This window comes from Sphingomonas sp. IC-56, assembly GCF_021043375.1.
Lineage (GTDB): Bacteria > Pseudomonadota > Alphaproteobacteria > Sphingomonadales > Sphingomonadaceae > Sphingomonas.
In genome coordinates this window covers 50188-66591 of sequence record NZ_JAJNDV010000014.1, presented here as the reverse complement: position 1 = coordinate 66591, position 16404 = coordinate 50188, and the positions used below count along the sequence as shown (strand labels likewise).

17 protein-coding genes are annotated in these 16404 nt (G+C 65.4%); 6 read left to right on the top strand and 11 right to left on the bottom strand.

Annotated elements, in window-relative coordinates; all coding sequences use genetic code 11:
• Positions 1 to 328 precede the first annotated feature (328 nt).
• Positions 329 to 802: an NUDIX domain-containing protein gene (locus LQ953_RS15690; protein ID WP_231031930.1), complete on the top strand. Its 474-nt coding sequence runs from the start codon at positions 329 to 331 to the stop codon at positions 800 to 802.
• A 63-nt stretch (positions 803 to 865) separates the two neighbouring features.
• Here the strand turns inward: LQ953_RS15690 and LQ953_RS15685 are convergent, their stop codons facing one another.
• The 3 genes from LQ953_RS15685 to LQ953_RS15675 are packed head-to-tail and all read right to left on the bottom strand — an operon-like array spanning position 866 to position 2380.
• Complete coding sequence (locus tag LQ953_RS15685; protein WP_231031929.1) at positions 866 to 1351, bottom strand: metallophosphoesterase family protein; 486 nt, start codon at positions 1349 to 1351, stop codon at positions 866 to 868.
• A 2-nt stretch (positions 1352 to 1353) separates the two neighbouring features.
• Positions 1354 to 1530 (bottom strand): hypothetical protein, encoded by a 177-nt coding sequence (locus LQ953_RS15680; protein WP_231031928.1) that lies wholly within the window; start codon positions 1528 to 1530, stop codon positions 1354 to 1356.
• A gap of 58 nt (positions 1531 to 1588) precedes the next feature.
• Positions 1589 to 2380, bottom strand: coding sequence for a ferredoxin--NADP reductase (locus LQ953_RS15675; protein ID WP_269141546.1), 792 nt, complete (start codon positions 2378 to 2380; stop codon positions 1589 to 1591).
• Positions 2381 to 2590: 210 nt separating this feature from the next.
• Here LQ953_RS15675 and LQ953_RS15670 point away from each other — a divergent pair, with 210 nt between their 5' ends.
• Positions 2591 to 4678, top strand: a complete 2088-nt coding sequence (locus tag LQ953_RS15670) for a carbon starvation CstA family protein (RefSeq protein ID WP_231031926.1) — start codon at positions 2591 to 2593, stop codon at positions 4676 to 4678.
• Complete coding sequence (locus tag LQ953_RS15665) at positions 4675 to 4860, top strand: YbdD/YjiX family protein (protein ID WP_231031925.1); 186 nt, start codon at positions 4675 to 4677, stop codon at positions 4858 to 4860. The genes LQ953_RS15670 and LQ953_RS15665 overlap by 4 nt, the downstream gene beginning before the upstream one ends.
• Positions 4861 to 5167: 307 nt before the next feature.
• Here the strand turns inward: LQ953_RS15665 and LQ953_RS15660 are convergent, their stop codons facing one another.
• The 8 genes from LQ953_RS15660 to LQ953_RS15625 are packed head-to-tail and all read right to left on the bottom strand — an operon-like array spanning position 5168 to position 13965.
• Entirely contained in the window at positions 5168 to 7162 is a 1995-nt protein-coding gene (locus LQ953_RS15660) for an acetyl-CoA carboxylase biotin carboxylase subunit (protein ID WP_231031924.1), read from the bottom strand.
• Between the two features lie 27 nt (positions 7163 to 7189).
• On the bottom strand, positions 7190 to 8218 hold the full coding sequence (gene bioB / locus LQ953_RS15655) for a biotin synthase BioB (RefSeq protein ID WP_231031923.1): 1029 nt from the start codon (positions 8216 to 8218) through the stop codon (positions 7190 to 7192).
• On the bottom strand, positions 8215 to 10347 hold the full coding sequence (scpA, locus tag LQ953_RS15650) for a methylmalonyl-CoA mutase (protein ID WP_231031922.1): 2133 nt from the start codon (positions 10345 to 10347) through the stop codon (positions 8215 to 8217). Before scpA ends, bioB begins: the two co-directional genes overlap by 4 nt.
• On the bottom strand, positions 10344 to 11129 hold the full coding sequence (locus LQ953_RS15645; RefSeq protein WP_231031921.1) for an enoyl-CoA hydratase-related protein: 786 nt from the start codon (positions 11127 to 11129) through the stop codon (positions 10344 to 10346). Before LQ953_RS15645 ends, scpA begins: the two co-directional genes overlap by 4 nt.
• Entirely contained in the window at positions 11126 to 11551 is a 426-nt protein-coding gene (locus LQ953_RS15640) for an NUDIX hydrolase (protein ID WP_231031920.1), read from the bottom strand. Before LQ953_RS15640 ends, LQ953_RS15645 begins: the two co-directional genes overlap by 4 nt.
• Positions 11541 to 11960, bottom strand: a complete 420-nt coding sequence (mce, locus tag LQ953_RS15635; RefSeq protein ID WP_231031919.1) for a methylmalonyl-CoA epimerase — start codon at positions 11958 to 11960, stop codon at positions 11541 to 11543. The genes LQ953_RS15640 and mce overlap by 11 nt, the downstream gene beginning before the upstream one ends.
• Positions 11957 to 12442: a hypothetical protein gene (locus LQ953_RS15630; protein WP_231031918.1), complete on the bottom strand. Its 486-nt coding sequence runs from the start codon at positions 12440 to 12442 to the stop codon at positions 11957 to 11959. Before LQ953_RS15630 ends, mce begins: the two co-directional genes overlap by 4 nt.
• Entirely contained in the window at positions 12439 to 13965 is a 1527-nt protein-coding gene (locus tag LQ953_RS15625) for an acyl-CoA carboxylase subunit beta (RefSeq protein WP_231031917.1), read from the bottom strand. Before LQ953_RS15625 ends, LQ953_RS15630 begins: the two co-directional genes overlap by 4 nt.
• 169 nt (positions 13966 to 14134) lie before the next feature.
• Between LQ953_RS15625 and LQ953_RS15620 the strand changes: the two genes are divergently transcribed.
• From LQ953_RS15620 to LQ953_RS15610, 3 genes are all read left to right on the top strand, one after another.
• Positions 14135 to 14896, top strand: a complete 762-nt coding sequence (locus LQ953_RS15620) for a class II aldolase/adducin family protein (RefSeq protein WP_231031916.1) — start codon at positions 14135 to 14137, stop codon at positions 14894 to 14896.
• A gap of 47 nt (positions 14897 to 14943) precedes the next feature.
• Positions 14944 to 15441 (top strand): (2Fe-2S)-binding protein, encoded by a 498-nt coding sequence (locus tag LQ953_RS15615; RefSeq protein WP_231031915.1) that lies wholly within the window; start codon positions 14944 to 14946, stop codon positions 15439 to 15441.
• Positions 15442 to 15554: 113 nt separating this feature from the next.
• Positions 15555 to 16376, top strand: a complete 822-nt coding sequence (locus tag LQ953_RS15610; protein WP_231031914.1) for an RcnB family protein — start codon at positions 15555 to 15557, stop codon at positions 16374 to 16376.
• Positions 16377 to 16404 lie beyond the last annotated feature (28 nt).

Below are 16404 nucleotides of genomic sequence, written 5' to 3'. Positions count from 1 at the left end.
GCCGCCCACATGTCCCTTCATCTAAATCAACAATGTCAAAGAGCCGACAAAAACCGACACCCGATCATCCCTCACTCTCGTGGGGCGATCAAAGCGCCGTCAATGTGGTGACCACCCCGACACCCGCGCCTCGTTTCCAAGAGCGCCGCGTCGCTGCGGTGAAAGGGCATATATGGGAGGAGTTCCGAGGCGTCAACGCTCTTTGCAAAGTTTCTGTCTTTTTCCCGCAACCAAACCGTCAAACTCCCCGTTTTCCGCCAGTTCTGGGCTTTGTCGCGTTCACTGGAAGACGCTCACCCCCAGCCGAATCGACGATCGAAAGGCTCAGATGGCGAAGCGAAGTGCCGGAATCCTGCTGTACCGCTGGCGTGACTCGGGCCTCCAGCTGCTGCTGGTGCATCCCGGCGGCCCGTTCTGGCGCAACAAGGATGTAGGCGCATGGCAGATCCCCAAGGGTGAGATCGAGCCGGGCGAAGATCCCGCCGCAGCGGCGATCCGTGAAGTGGCCGAAGAACTCGGCGTAGCGATCACCGGCACCCCCTCCCCGCTCGCGACCATCCGTCAGGCCGGCGGGAAGATCGTCGACGCCTTTCTTGCCGAGCAGGACATCAATGCTGACGCGATCCGCAGCATCACATTCGAAATGGAATGGCCGCCAAGAAGCGACAAGCGCGCGGCGTTTCCGGAAGTGGACGCTGCGCGCTGGGTTACGCTCGAAGAAGCCGATGCGATCATCCTGGCTAGCCAGCGGCCACTGCTGGACGCCGCCCGCGAGCGACTACTGGGTCATGTCGACGCCTAAGCGGGGGCGTCGGAAGCGCGCCTGGTATCTCCACGAGCAAAGCGTCCCGTCACGACGACATAGCTAGCCGCCAATCAGCGCTTCGAGGCGCACCGGCGCAAAGCCGTGCACATCCACGCCAACATCATATTGGCGCGCCATCGGCTTGAGTCGCCCATGGCTGTGCCCATGCAGGTTGATCGCGCCCTTGTGCTGCCCGTTCCACGATCGGAAGGGATAATGGCAGAGCACCAGCCTGCGGCCCTCCACCTCCAACTCGCGATAGTCGCCGACACTCCCCCATCCCTCTGCCGCCATCACCGCATCGGGATCGTTATTACCACGGATCAGGTGCTTGGCGCCGTGCAGCCGCGCCAGCAACCCGGGCACGTCCGCAGCCTTCCGCGCCACATCGCCCAGGTGCCAGACCACATCTTCAGGCGCGACCACCGCGTTCCACCGCGCGATCATCAGCGCGTCCATCTCCGCGGTGTTGGCGAAGGCGCGCTTCCAGATGTTGATCGTGCGGTGGTCGCCGAAATGGGTGTCGGCGGTGAAGAAGATCGCCAAGGTCAGCCGGTGCCGGGCTCGGAAGTCTCGCCGTCTTCGGCACTCTGCCCAAGCTCGCCGGCGGGTTGCGAGCCCTGCAGCGTCCCGTCCCCCACCGCCGCATGCGCGTCGTCGGTCGGCGCGCCACTCTCGTGGTGGGTGTCGTCGGCCAGCGACTTGTCGTCCTTGGGGTCACTCATGGTCGCGTCTCCTGAAGGCTGTTCGCAAGGAACAACCGCCAGGAGCCGCAAAGGTGCCTCAGCCGACGAACGCGCGCTCCACCACGAACTCGCCAGGATCGTTGCGCGTGCCCTCGTTCATGCCCCACCCTTCCAGGATCTCGATCATGTCCTTGTTGAACGCGATCGATCCGCAGATCATGAAGCGGGTCTCGGCCCGGTCTTCGACGGTCAGGTTCAGCTCTTCGCGGAACTTGCCCTCGCGGATCAGGTCGGTGATCCGGCCCTTGCGGTGGAAGTCCCCGCGCGTGACCGTCGGGTAATAGGTAAAGCGGTCCTGCAACAGCTCGCCGAAGATCTCGTCGGTGCGGATCTCTTCCTCCAGGAAGTCGCGATAGGCGAGCTCCTCGGACTGGCGCACCGTATGGGTGATGATGATCTGCTCGAACTTCTCGTGCGTCTCGGGATCGCGCAGCACGCTCAGGAACGGCGCCAGGCCGGTGCCGGTGCCCACCATCACCAGCCGCTTGGCGGGCTTGAGCGCATCGACCACCAGCGTGCCGGTCGGCTTGCGGCCCAGGAAGATGTGATCGCCGGGCTGGAGATGCTGGAGCCGCGAGGTCAGCGCGCCTTCCTGCACCTTGACCGAGAAGAACTCGAGATGCTCCTCCCAGGCTGGGCTGGCGACAGAATAGGCGCGCAGCAGCGGCTTGCCCTCGTCGCCCATCAGCCCGATCATGATGAACTCGCCCGACTGGAAGCGGAAGCTTTGCGGCCGCTTGATCCGGAAGGAGAACAGGCCCGACGTCCAATGATGGACCCAGGTCACTTCCTGCACGTCCAGACCCCGCTTCGCGCCGATTTCGCGCATCTGCTCCAGGTCGACCGTCTCGTTCACGTCTTGCTCCCGTGTGTTCTGTTCGGCGGGCCGGACGAGGGCCCAAGGAATGATCGCGCCCCTTGGCAGGTTTTACCGCGCGCCACGACCCCTTTTGCCGCCCGACACCGCTAAGAAAAACTTGCCCCCCATGGAGGGGCCGCATGGCGCCTGCGCTTTTCGGCGTTTCCGCAGGCGCCGGCAATGGGTAGCATCACGACCGGCATAAAGGGGACAGGTGACGTGACCATCGGCAGAATCGGCTGGATTCTACTCGCACTGCTCGGCGCAGTGGCGTTGGGCATTGTCGCAACGGCACGCGGCGAGCCAGTCAACGCGGTGTGGATCGTCGTCGCGGCGGTTTCGGTCTACCTGATCGCCTATCGCTTCTATGCGCGCTACATCGCCACAAAGGTGCTCAGCCTAGACCCCGCCCGCCCGACGCCGGCGGTTCGGCACGCCGACGGGCTCGACTTCGTTCCCACCAACCGCAACGTGCTGTTCGGCCACCATTTCGCCGCCATCGCCGGCGCCGGCCCGTTGGTCGGCCCCGTCCTCGCGGCTCAGATGGGCTATTTGCCCGGCATGCTCTGGATCCTGGCCGGGGTCGTCGTCGCAGGGGCGGTGCAGGACTTCATGGTCCTGTTCCTATCGATGCGGCGCGATGGCCGCTCCCTGGGCGAACTGGTCCGCATGGAGATGGGGCCGGTGCCCGGCACCATCGCCCTGTTCGGCGCCTTCATGATCATGATCATCATCCTGGCGGTGCTCGCGCTGATCGTCGTCCGCGCGCTGGCGGGCAGCCCCTGGGGCATGTTCACCGTGGCCGCCACCATCCCGCTTGCGGTGGTGATGGGCGTCTATATGCGCTGGATACGCCCCGGCCGCGTCGGTGAGGCGTCGATCATCGGCCTGGTCGGGCTGATCCTTGCCATCGTCTATGGCCGCGCGGTCGCCGAAAGCGCGACCCTCGCACCCTGGTTCACCTACACCCCCGTCCAGCTCTGCTGGATCCTGATCGGCTATGGCGCGGTCGCCTCGCTGCTGCCGGTGTGGCTGCTGCTCGCCCCGCGCGACTATCTCTCGACCTTCCTCAAGATCGGCGCGATCGCCGCACTGGCGGTCGGCATCGTCATCGTTGCGCCGCCGCTTCAGATGCCGCCGCTTACAAAATTCATCGACGGCAGCGGCCCGGTCTGGTCGGGGTCGCTCTTCCCCTTTCTGTTCATCACCATCGCGTGCGGCGCCGTTTCCGGCTTCCACGCCCTGATCTCCAGCGGCACCACGCCCAAGCTGATCGCGTCCGAAGGCGACGCCACCTTTATCGGCTATGGCGCGATGCTGATGGAAAGCTTCGTGGCGATCATGGCACTGGTCGCCGCCTCGGTGATCGAGCCCGGCATCTACTTCACCATGAACAGCCCCGCCGCCGTGATCGGCACCGACGCCGCCACCGCAGCGACCGCGGTCAGCGCCATGGGCTTCCCCATCACCCCCGACCTCATCACCAGCATCGCGGCCGATGTCGGCGAAACCACGATCATCTCGCGCGCAGGCGGCGCGCCGACGCTCGCAGTCGGCATGGCGCACATCTTCAGCAAGTTGATCGGCGGCAAGGCGATGATGGCCTTCTGGTACCACTTCGCCATTCTGTTCGAGGCGCTGTTCATTCTGACCGCCGTGGACGCCGGCACCCGCTCAGGCCGCTTCATGCTCCAGGACTTGATCGGGCTGGCAGTGCCCAGCTTCCGCAATTCCTCGTCCTTCGTGCCCGCGCTGGTCGGCACGCTGGTCTGCATCAGCGCCTGGGGCTTCTTCCTCTATCAGGGCGTCACCGACCCCTTGGGCGGCGTGAACACGCTGTGGCCGCTGTTCGGGATCTCCAACCAGATGCTCGCCGCGGTAGCCCTGATGCTCGCCACTGCGGTGCTGTTCCGGATGAAGCGCGAACGCTTCGCCTGGGTGACGATGGTCCCAACCGCATGGCTGCTCGCCTGCACGGTCACCGCCAGCCTGATGAAGCTGTTCTCGGCCAATCCGGCGGTCGGCTTCCTCGCCCATGCCAGCCGCTTCTCCGACGCACTGGCCGCCGGCACCGTGCTCGCCCCCGCCAAGTCGGCGGCGGAGATGCGCCGCATCATCACCAACGACCGGATCGACGCCGCACTATGCGCGCTGTTCCTGTTCGTGGTGCTCTCGATCCTGTTCTACACCATCCGGACCTGCCTCGCCGCCCGGCGCCTCGCGGAGCCCAGCGTCCACGAACTCCCGCTGATGGCGGCTGCGGAATGATCCGCCACCTGCTCGCCCGCGCCGCCGAGACGGCAAGGCTGATGATCGGCCAGCCGCCCTATGAGGCCTATTGCACCCACATGGCCGAAAACCACCCCGACCAGCCGGCAATGACCCGCGCCGAGTTCTTCCGAAACCGCCAGGACGCCCGCTTCAACAGCCGCAACGGACGCTGTTGCTAAGTACAAAACCAGTTCCCCGGCGAAGGCCGGGGCCCAGCTACCATGAAGCCGAGATCGCGGGATGCCGCCGAGAGCCCATTGCAACTGGGCCCCGGCCTCCGCCGGGGAACTGGCTGAGGCCGACAGCCATCCTCTAAACACAGAGAGAGGGCCGCTACGGCTAACCCTCACACACGCAACCTCACACCCTTCTTTTCGTCACCCCGGCCTTGAGCCGGGGTCCCGCTGCCTTGCAACCGAAGAAGAAGCGGGATCCCGGCTCAAGGCCGGGATGACAAAGACTGTGGCCCTCCGCCGGCGACCAAGCTCACTCGAACTCCAGGATCGCAGCGTCCACCGCCAGGCTGTCGCCCGCGGCGAAGTTCGCCGCCTTCACCACCCCGGCGCGCTCGGCGCGCAGGATGTTCTCCATCTTCATCGCCTCGACCACGGCAAGCGGCTGCCCAGCCTCCACCTTGTCACCCGGCGCGACGTTCAGCTGCGTCAGCAACCCCGGCATCGGCGCGAGCAGGAACTTCGACAGGTCCGGCGGCACCTTTTCGATCATGTGATGACGGTACTGCGCAACGTGCGGGCTCAGCACCTCGACACGGTGTGCGGCGCCGCGCGCGGTAAGCAGCCAAGTGGCACCCTTGCGCTGCACGCCAACCGTAAGCGGCTCGTCGTCGATCCGCGCGGCGAACAGCGGCTCGCCCGGGCGCCATTGCCCGATCAGCGCCATCGGCTCGCCCGCGCCGGTCACCAGCCGCTCGCCCTCATGGCTCTCGACCGTCAGTTCGAAGCGCTCGCCATCGACCGTCACCACCCGTTCGGAAGACCCCAGCACCGGCCCGTTGAGCTGACCCGAAAGCATCGCACCCCGATGGCTGCGCTCCAGGTCGATCACCGCCGCCACCGCCGCCAGCTTGCGCTTCAGCGCGGACGAAGCCGGCGCGCCTGCAAAGCCTTCGGGATACTCCTCGGCGATGAAGCCCGTGGTCAGCGCACCGGCACGAAAGCGCGGGTGCTGCATGATCGCGGAGAGGAAATCGATATTGTGGCCGATGCCGTCGATCCGGAACCGGTCGAGCGCCGCCACCTGTCGGTCCGCCGCCTCGTCGCGCGTGTCGCCATAGGTCACCAGCTTGGCGATCATCGGATCATAGAACATCGAGATTTCCGATCCCTCGGTCACCCCGTCATCCACCCGCACGCCGTTGCCTTCGGCAGGCGGCAGATAGCGCACCAATCGGCCGGTTGAAGGCAGGAACCCGCGATACGGATCCTCGGCATAGACCCGGTTCTCGATCGCCCAGCCGGTCAGCGTCACATCGTCCTGGTTGAAAGCAAGCGGCTCGCCCGCCGCCACGCGGATCATCTGCTCGACCAGATCAAGGCCCGTCACCAACTCGGTCACCGGATGCTCGACCTGAAGGCGGGTGTTCATCTCCAGGAAGTAGAACCCTTCCCCGCTGGTGTCGGCGCCCGACACGATCAGCTCGACGGTACCGGCGGAATAATATCCCACCGCCCGCGCCAGCGCGACCGCCTGCTCGCCCATCCGCTTGCGCATCTCAGGCGTTACGAAAGGCGACGGTGCTTCTTCCACCACCTTCTGGTGCCGCCGCTGGATCGAGCATTCACGCTCGCCCAGATAGACGATGTTCCCGTGCTGGTCGCCCAGCACCTGGATCTCGATATGCCGCGGCTGCTCGATGAACTTCTCGATGAACACGCGGTCGTCGCCAAAGCTCGCCAGCCCCTCGCGCTTGGTCGCCTCAAAGCCTTCGCGCACGTCCTGCTCGGACCAGGCGAGCCGCATTCCCTTGCCGCCGCCGCCGGCCGAGGCCTTCATCATCACCGGATAGCCGATCTCGGTCGCGATCCGCACCGCATGCTCGGTGTCGTCGATCTCGCCGACAAAGCCCGGCACCACGTTCACGCCGGCTTCCTTGGCCAGCTTCTTGGACTCGATCTTGTCGCCCATCGCCGCGATCGCAGCAGGCGGAGGCCCGATAAACCCGATCCCCGCCTCGGCGCACGCCCGCGCAAAGCTCTCGCGCTCCGACAGGAAGCCATAGCCTGGATGGATCGCATCCGCCCCGGTCTCCTTGGCCGCCAGCAGGATCAGCTCGGCCTTGAGATAGCTCTCCGCCGCCGGCGCCGGCCCCAGCCGCACGCTTTCATCCGCCATCCGCACATGCGGCGCCCGCGCGTCCGCATCCGAATAGACCGCCACGGTGGCGATCCCCATCTTCTTGGCGGTCCGCATGACGCGGCAGGCGATCTCACCGCGATTGGCGACCAGGATTTTCTTGAACACGCTATTCCTCTCCCAGCTGCGGCTTCTTCACTCGGCCGCCTGCAGTTCCGCCTTGCGCTCGGCCGCCATCGGCGTGAGCCCCAGCCGGGCGAACAGCGCCGCGTCCTTGTCGTCGCCGGCGTTGCCCGCGGTCAGCAGCTTGTCGCCGGTAAAGATCGAGTTCGCGCCGGCAAGGAAGCACAAGGCCTGCGCCGCGTCGCTCATGCTCTCGCGCCCCGCCGACAAGCGCACCATCGACTCCGGCATGGTGATCCGCGCCACCGCCACCGTGCGCACGAATTCGATATCGTCGATCTTGGCGAGCGGCGTGTCGGCCAGCATGTCCCCCAGCACCGTGCCCTTCACCGGCACCAGCGCGTTCACCGGCACGCTTTCGGGATGCCGCGGCAGAGTCGCGAGCGCATGGATGAAGCCAACCCGGTCCTCCCGCGTCTCGCCCATGCCGACGATCCCGCCGCAGCACACATTGATCCCGGCGTCGCGGACATGCTCCAGCGTGTCGAGCCGCTCCTCGAAGGTCCGCGTGGTGATCACCTCGCCATAACGCTCGGGCGAGGTGTCGATATTGTGGTTGTAGTAATCGAGTCCCGCTTCCGCGAGCATCTGCGCCTGGTTCGGCGTCAGCATGCCCAGCGTCATGCAGGTTTCCATCCCCATCTGGCGCACGCCCTGCACCATCTGGATGATCGCGGGCATGTCGCGGTCCTTGGGATTACGCCAGGCCGCACCCATGCAAAACCGCGACGAGCCATTGTCCTTGGCCTGCGCCGCGGCCTGCAGCACGGCGCGCACGTCCATCAGCTTGGTCGCCTTCAGCCCGCTTTCGGAATGCACCGACTGCGAGCAATAGCCGCAATCCTCCGGGCACCCGCCGGTCTTGATCGACAGCAGGGTCGACATCTGCACTTCATTGGCGGCGTGGTGCGTCCGGTGCACCTGCGCGGCGCGGAACAGCAGCTCGGTAAAGGGCAGGTCGAACAGCGCGGCAATTTCCGCGCGCGTCCAGTCGGTACGGACGGGGCTTCCCTCGCTCACAGGGGCAACAAACGCGTTCATTCGGCAGCTTCTCCAAGGGGCGGCAGATTGTGCCCCAGCAATCGCAACACTTCGGCGGCAGCGTTCACCAGATTGGTGCCCGGTCCGAAAATCGCCTGGACGCCGGCCGCGCGCAGGAACTCATAGTCCTGCGGCGGGATCACGCCACCGGCAACCACCTTGATGTCGGCGCGCCCGGCTTCCTTCAGCCGGTCGATCAGTTCGGGGATGAGCGTCTTGTGCCCCGCCGCCAGGCTGGAGGCGCCGACCACATCGACGCCCTGCTCGATCGCCAGGTCCGACGTCTCCGCCGGTGTCTGGAACAGCGGCCCGGAAATCACGTCGAACCCCAGATCGGCAAAGGCGCTCGCCACGACGTTGGCGCCGCGGTCATGCCCGTCCTGCCCCATCTTGGCGACCAGCACCCGCGGCTTGCGCCCGGTGCGGCGCTCGAACGCGGCGACACCGTCCAGCGCGCGAAGCCAGCCGGCATCGGCGGCATGCGCAGGGCCATACACGCCCTTGATCGGTGTGACCCCCACGGCATGACGCCCAAAGGCCGCTTCCATCGCCGCCGACATTTCGCCGAGCGTGCAGCGCGCCCGCGCCGCCTCGACGCACAGCGCCAGCAGGTTTTCAGCACCCTCGGCACCGCGCTTCAGATTGTCGAGCGCGGCCTGCGCTGCGGCCGGGTCCCGCTCGGCCCGCGTCCGCTCGATCCGGCGGATCTGGTCGGCGCGCACCCGGGCATTGTCGATGTCGAGGATGTCGATCGGCGTTTCCTCGGCCAGGCGGTACTTATTGACCCCGACGATCACGTCCTCGCCGCGATCCACCCGCGCCTGCCGCGCGGCGGCGGCGCGTTCGATATGCTCCTTGGGCATGCCCTTCTCGACGGCGTGGATCATGCCGCCCGCGGCTTCCACTTCCTCGATCAGCGCCCAGGCCTTGTCCGCCAGTTCCTTGGTCAGCGCCTCGACATAATAGCTGCCGCCCAGCGGATCGACGACATGCGTCATGCCGGTCTCTTCCTGAAGGATCAGCTGCGTGTTACGCGCGATCCGCGCCGAAAAATCGGTAGGCAAAGCAACGGCTTCGTCGAGACTGTTGGTATGCAGACTCTGCGTTCCGCCGAACGTCGCGGCCATCGCTTCGATGGTCGTGCGGATGACGTTGTTGTACGGGTCCTGCTCCTGCAGCGACACGCCGGAGGTCTGGCAATGCGTCCGCAGCATCTGGCTGCGCGGGCTGCCGCCGAACTCGGCGATGATCCGGCTCCACAGCGTGCGCGCCGCGCGAAGCTTCGCCACCTCCATGAAGAAGTTCATACCGATTCCGAAGAAGAACGACAAACGTCCTGCAAAGGCATCAATATCCAGCCCGCGATCCATTGCCGCGCGGACATAGGCCATGCCGTCGGCCAGCGTGAACGCCAGCTCCTGCACCGCCGTCGCCCCCGCCTCGTGCATGTGGTAGCCCGAGATCGAAATCGAGTTGAACCGCGGCATGTGCTGCGCGGTGTAGGCGATGATGTCCGCCACGATCCGCATCGATGGCTCGGGCGGATAGATGTACGTGTTGCGGACCATGAACTCCTTCAGAATGTCATTCTGAATGGTCCCGGTCAGCTGGTCTTGCGCAACCCCCTGCTCTTCCGCGGCGACGATGTAAAAGGCTAGGCACGGCAGCACTGCGCCGTTCATCGTCATGCTGACGCTCATCTCGTCCAGCGGAATGCCGTCGAACAGGATCTGCATGTCGGCCAGCGTATCGATTGCCACGCCCGCCTTGCCGACATCGCCCACCACGCGGGGATGGTCGCTGTCATAGCCGCGATGGGTGGCAAGATCGAAGGCGACGCTCAGCCCCTTCTGCCCCGCGCCCAGGTTGCGGCGATAGAATGCGTTGGACTCCTCGGCGGTCGAGAAACCGGCATATTGCCGGATGGTCCAGGGGCGCCCGGCATACATGCTGGCCTTCACCCCGCGGGTGAACGGCGCGAAGCCGGGCAGGCCCGGATCGACTGCGTCGTCCTGCGTATACAATGGCTTGACGGCGATACCTTCCGGCGTGTGCCAGGTAAGGTCCGCGTCCTTCACTTCCCTTGCGGCAAGCTTCGCCCAGCCTTCGAGATCGGCCTTGTTCGTCACTGACCCTTGAACTCCGCCTTGCGTTTCTGAAGAAAGGCCATGCCCCCTTCGATTGCGTCCGCCGTGCCGCGCGCGGCGCGCTGATTGTCTGCCTCCATCGCCATCGCCTCGCCATAGCTGGACGACAGGCCGGCATGCAGCTGCCGCCGGATCATCCCCAGCGCCTGGGTCGGCCCCTTGGCCAGCCGCTCGGCCAGCCGCCAGGCTTCGGCCTCCAACATGTCCTCATGCACCACCTGGTGCACCATGCCCCAGTCGCGCGCCCTCTCGGCCGAGATGCGCTCACCGAGCATCATCATCTCCAACGCACGGGAACGCCCGATGAGCCGCGGCAGCATCCAGCTGGCGCCGCCATCGGGCACCAGCCCGATATTGACGAATGCCTGAAGGAAATACGCCGTGCTCGCCGCAACGCAGAAGTCGGCGGCCAGCGCCAGGCTGCACCCGATCCCCGCTGCAGGGCCGCGCACTGCGCTCACCACCGGCACGCCCAGTTCGGCCACCGCCAGCAATGTCGGGTTGTAATGGTCACTCAGCGCCGCGTGCGTGGCCGCCCCCGGATCGCTCCCGGTCAGCGCAGCCCCACCGACATCCGCGCCGGAACAGAACGCTTTGCCTGCGCCCAGCAGCAACACCGCCCGTGCGCCCTCCAGCATGCCCAGCGCGGCACGAACTTCGTCGAACATCGCCGGCGGCGCGGCATTCAGCCGCTCGGGCCGGTTGAGCGTGATCGCCAGCACGTCGCCGCGCCGCTCGACAAGGATGTGCTCGTAGCCGCTCATGCCGCGTCCTTCATCCGTCCTGCCGCCGCCTTGACCAGCGGCAGTACATGGTTGCGCGAAAGCGGCGCGATCACCGCTGCGTCTGCTTCCTCCGGGGTCAGCCAGAACAACGCCTCGATCTCCTCGCCCGGTATCGGCGTGCCGGCGATCTCCACCTGGAACAGGTGGGAATCCACTCGCCGCCCGGCTTCGTGCAATGCCTCTGCCGAAAACCGGCCCAGTGGCTCGGCGCTAGTCACATCGCAGCCAAGCTCCTCGCGAAGCTCGCGCGCCAGCGCCTGCTCGGCGCTCTCGCCCGCCTCGATCTTGCCGCCCGGCTGGATCAGCGCTTGCGTGCCGCGCTTGCGCACCATCAGCGTGCGCCCGGCTGCGTCCAGGATCATGGCCGTCGCCAGCCGGATGGGGGCAGCTTCAGTGCCCATCGCGGGGCGTCTCCATGATCTCGGTCAGCACCCCGCCCATGTCCTTGGGATGCACGAAGAAGATCGGCGTCCCATGCGCACCGGTACGCGGCGCGCCGAGCAGCCGTGCGCCCTTGGCCTCGAACCGCGCCTTGGCTTCGTGAATGTCGGGCACCTCATAGCAAAGATGGTGCTGCCCCCCCGCCGGGTTCTTGGCGAGAAAGCCATGGATCGGCGAACCCTCGCCCAGCGGCTCGATCAGCTCGATCTGGGTGTTGGGCGTGTCGACGAAACACACCTTCACGCCCTGCGCCGGCAGGTCGAACGGCTCGCCAATAGCCGTTGCGCCAAGCACGTCGCGATACAGCGCGACCGAGGCATCGATTGAAGGCGTCGCTACGCCAACGTGATTCAGACGACCAAGCTTCATGTGCGCTGACTAGCCTCCACCCGCTCTTTTGCGGGCATCTGAGCGATTTTGATGCCGGAAAAGACGATTCCTAGGACGAGTGCCGCCACAGAAAGCCCGAGGAGTATAGAACCGCAGAGGACGGCGACGTTAGCCTCTGGATCATAAGCGCCGGGGGTCTCACCAGCTAAGTCACTTCCCAACCAGAGTGATTGCGACATCTTCCCTGCGAGATCCGCCGCTCCATACGCGAAGATGATCCCACTAGCACTCGTCAAAGCTATACCGGCAATAAAGAACCACGCTGGCCCCGCAAACATGACTCGTGCAAATTGATTCGAGTTGAACGCCGCGATCAACGCTGTTGAATGCAACAGCGCAGTGCTCGTCAGAACCCATCGCAGAAGCGAAATAGAAGCTTCGAAAGCTCGCTCTATATTGTCACTGGCAAGCTTACGCCGAACTTCACTGAGCCAATCGGATGAAGGCGACTCATCAGTCATAGCGGAATATTGTCATGCTTCTTCCACGGGTTCTCGAGGCTCTTGTTCCGCAGCTTGCGCAGCCCCAGTGCCACCCGCCGCCGCGTCGAGTGCGGCAGGATCACCTCGTCGATGAACCCCTTGCTCGCCGCAACGAACGGGTTGGCGAAACGCGCTTCATATTCCGCGGTACGCTCGGCGATCTCTTCCGGCGTGCGCCCACGGAAGATGATCTCCACCGCGCCCTTGGCGCCCATCACGGCGATCTCAGCTGTGGGCCACGCATAGTTCAGGTCCCCGCGAAGGTGCTTCGACGCCATGACGTCATAGGCGCCGCCATAGGCTTTCCGGGTGATCACCGTGATCTTGGGCACCGTCGCCTCGGCATAGGCGAACAACAGCTTGGCGCCGTGCTTGATGATCCCGGAATGCTCCTGGCCGACGCCGGGCAGGAAGCCCGGCACATCGACGAACGTCACGATCGGGATCTCGAACGCGTCGCAGAAGCGCACGAACCGGGCCGCCTTCTTGGACGAATTGATGTCCAGCACCCCGGCCAGCACCATCGGCTGGTTGGCGACGATGCCGACGGTGCGCCCTTCGATCCGGCCAAAGCCGATCAGGATGTTGCCGGCATGCGCAGGCTGAAGCTCGAAGAACTCGCCTTCGTCCACCACCTTCCGGATCAGCTCGTGCATGTCATAGGGCTGGTTGGCCGAGGGAGGGATCAGCGTGTCGAGGCTTTCCTCGATACGATCCCAGCGATCCTCGCTGGGCCGCTCCGGCACGTCCTCGCGGTTCGACGCCGGCAGGAAGTCGATGAAGTCGCGCGCGGCGAGCAGCGCCTCGATGTCGTTCTCGAACGCGACATCGGCCACGCCCGACTTGACCGTATGCGTCGACGCGCCGCCCAGCTCTTCCTGCGTCACCACTTCATTGGTGACCGTCTTCACCACATCGGGCCCGGTCACGAACATGTAGGACGAATCCTTCACCATGAAGATGAAGTCCGTCATCGCCGGCGAATACACCGCCCCGCCCGCGCACGGCCCCATGATCAAGCTGAGCTGCGGCACCACGCCCGACGCCAGCACGTTGCGCTGGAACACCTCGGCATAGCCGCCAAGGCTCGCCACACCCTCCTGGATGCGCGCACCTCCGGAGTCGTTCAGGCCGATCACCGGCGCGCCGACCTTCAGCGCCATGTCCATGATCTTGCAGATCTTTTGCGCGTGCCGCTCGGACAGCGATCCGCCGAACACGGTGAAATCCTGGCTGAACACGAACACCAGCCGGCCGTTGATCGTGCCCGATCCGGTGACCACGCCGTCGCCGGGGATCACCTGGTCCGCCATGCCGAAATCGACGGCATTGTGCTCGACATACATGTCGAGCTCCTCGAACGATCCTTCGTCCAGCAGCACGTCCAGCCGCTCGCGCGCGGTCAGCTTGCCCTTGGCATGCTGCGCCTCGATGCGCCTGGCTCCGCCACCCATGCGGGCGGCTTCGCGGCGCCGCTCGAGTTCCTCGATGGTCGACGACATTGGGCCTCCTCTCTCCCGGCCCATCAACCAGAGTTGGGGGCTCGACGCAACATTATTACGCGCGTCCCGGTCGACCCCCATTTTCCGCGTCTACCAGATAGTGGCCACCTGAGTTGCCCGCCCCCGCACCCGCATGGCATATCGGGCCAACAAGATAAGGAGAGGAACCATGGCCACCGCGCTCCAGCAAAAGCCTTCCATGCCCGAAGCAGAATGGGAAGCCCGCCAACAGCTCGCCGCCTGCTACCGCGTTTTCGATCACCTGGGCTGGTCCGAGATGATCTACAACCACATCACCCTGAAGGTGCCGGGCGAGGAAGGCGCGTTCCTCATCAACCCCTTCGGCCTCCACTTCTCCGAGGTGAAGGCATCCAACCTCGTCAAGATCGACATCGACGGCAACAAGCTCGACGACTCGCCCTACCCCGTAAACCGCGCCGGCTTCGTCCAGCACGCGCTGTTCCACCGCCACCTCCCCGACGCGCATTGCATCGCCCACACCCACACCACCGCCGGCATGGCAGTGTCCTCGGTCGAAGGCGGGCTCCAACCCACGAACTTCTATGCCTGCGCCTTTGCCGGCCAGATCGCCTATCACGACTTTGAAGGCGTGACGGTCCGCGACGAAGAGGGCGAACGCCTGCTCGCCAATCTGGGCGATCGCCGGATCATGCTCCTACGCAACCACGGCATCCTGGTGATGGGCCGTACCGTCGCCGAAGCGTTCATGAAGCATTGGTCGCTGCAACGCGCCTGCGAGATCCAGCTCGCCACCGCCAGCATGGGTACGCCGCTGACCGTTCCCGACGACGTGATCGCGGTCCACCAGCGCGACCTGCACATGGCGCAGGTGCCCGGCGGCCCGGGCGCTGCCGACTTCGCGGCGATGGTCCGCCTGGTCGACCGCACCGACCGCAGCTGGCGCGACTGAGCCGAACGCGGATAGTGTATCCCGGTTGGAGCGGGTAGAGGTTCACCATGACTCGCTTCACCGTCAACAACCAGCCGGTCGAGTACAAGATGGACCCGCGCACGCCGCTGCTGTGGGCATTGCGCGACGCGTCGAACTTGACCGGCACCAAATATGGCTGCGGCACCGGTGATTGCGGCGCGTGCTCGGTGGATGTCGATGGCACGCTTCGTCTGGCCTGCCAGGAGCGGATCGGCGCTCTTGAAGGCACCTTCGTCACCACGATTGAAGGTCTGTCCCGGGACAGAAGCCATCCGGTGCAACAGGCGCTGATTGCCGCCAATGTCCCGCAATGCGGATATTGCATCCCCGGGATCATCATGGCCGCGTCGGTGCTGCTGCGGAACAACCGCAACCCGTCGGAAGACGACATTAAGGGAGCCATCCCCAATCTATGTCGGTGCGGCATCTATCCGCGCCTGCTGAGTGCAATCACCGATGCAGCCCGCATCGCACGCGGCGACGCGATGCTGGAGGGTGACGTAGAGCCTGCGGCAACGGAATAGCCTGTATTCTTTCGATTGGCTGTCGCTGCAATTCAGCCATCGCTCATGCGCCACCCTCTACACCACACTGAACTCAGATCGGCGCCTTCGCCGGTCGAGCGGAGAGTATGGACATGAAGAAGATGTTGCTCGCGGCATTGATCGCCGCAACGGCTCTGGTCCCGCCGGCGTTCGCACAGGATCGTGGCGGCCGCTGGGGCGGCGATCGCTCAGCCGGACCTAGCCAGCGCTCGCCCCAGGCGCGCGACTGGAGCCGCCCGGCACCCGCAGCACCACAACAAACCCGCCCGCAGCGGCAATGGGACGGCGGCGCTCGCGGCAACTGGAACCGTCCCGCTGCTCCAGCACAGCCTCAGCCACAACAGTTCCGCAGCGACGGCAATCGCGGGGACCGCGGCGACCGCAACCGCTGGAACAACGGATCTCAGCGCCAGGGCGTCGTCGGAGCCCAGCAGTTCCGCGGCGACCGGAAGGACGGCGGCCGGTTCGACCGGAACGACGGCGGCCGGTTCGACCGGGGCGACCGCACGCGCTTCGATCGCGGCAATCCGGGCTGGAACGGCAATCGCGGACCGAACCGCAACTGGAATGGCGGCAACGTCTATCGCGGTGACCGGGGTGGTCGCTGGGACAATGGCTGGCGCAATGATCGGCGCTACGATTGGCGGGGCTATCGGACCCAGAACCGTTCGCTCTACCGGCTTCCGCGCTACTATGCGCCCAGCGGCTGGGGCTATGGCTATCGCCGCTTCACGCCCGGCTTTCAGTTGAGCGCGCTGCTCTATTCGTCCAACTACTGGATCAATGACCCGTTCAGCTACCGCCTACCGGAAGTAGACGGGCCTTATCGCTGGGTGCGCTACTATAACGACGCGCTGCTGGTGGACACCTACACGGGCGAGGTCGTCGACACGATCTACGACATCTTCTGGTAAACTAGAGCATATCGAACGACGGGGCTCG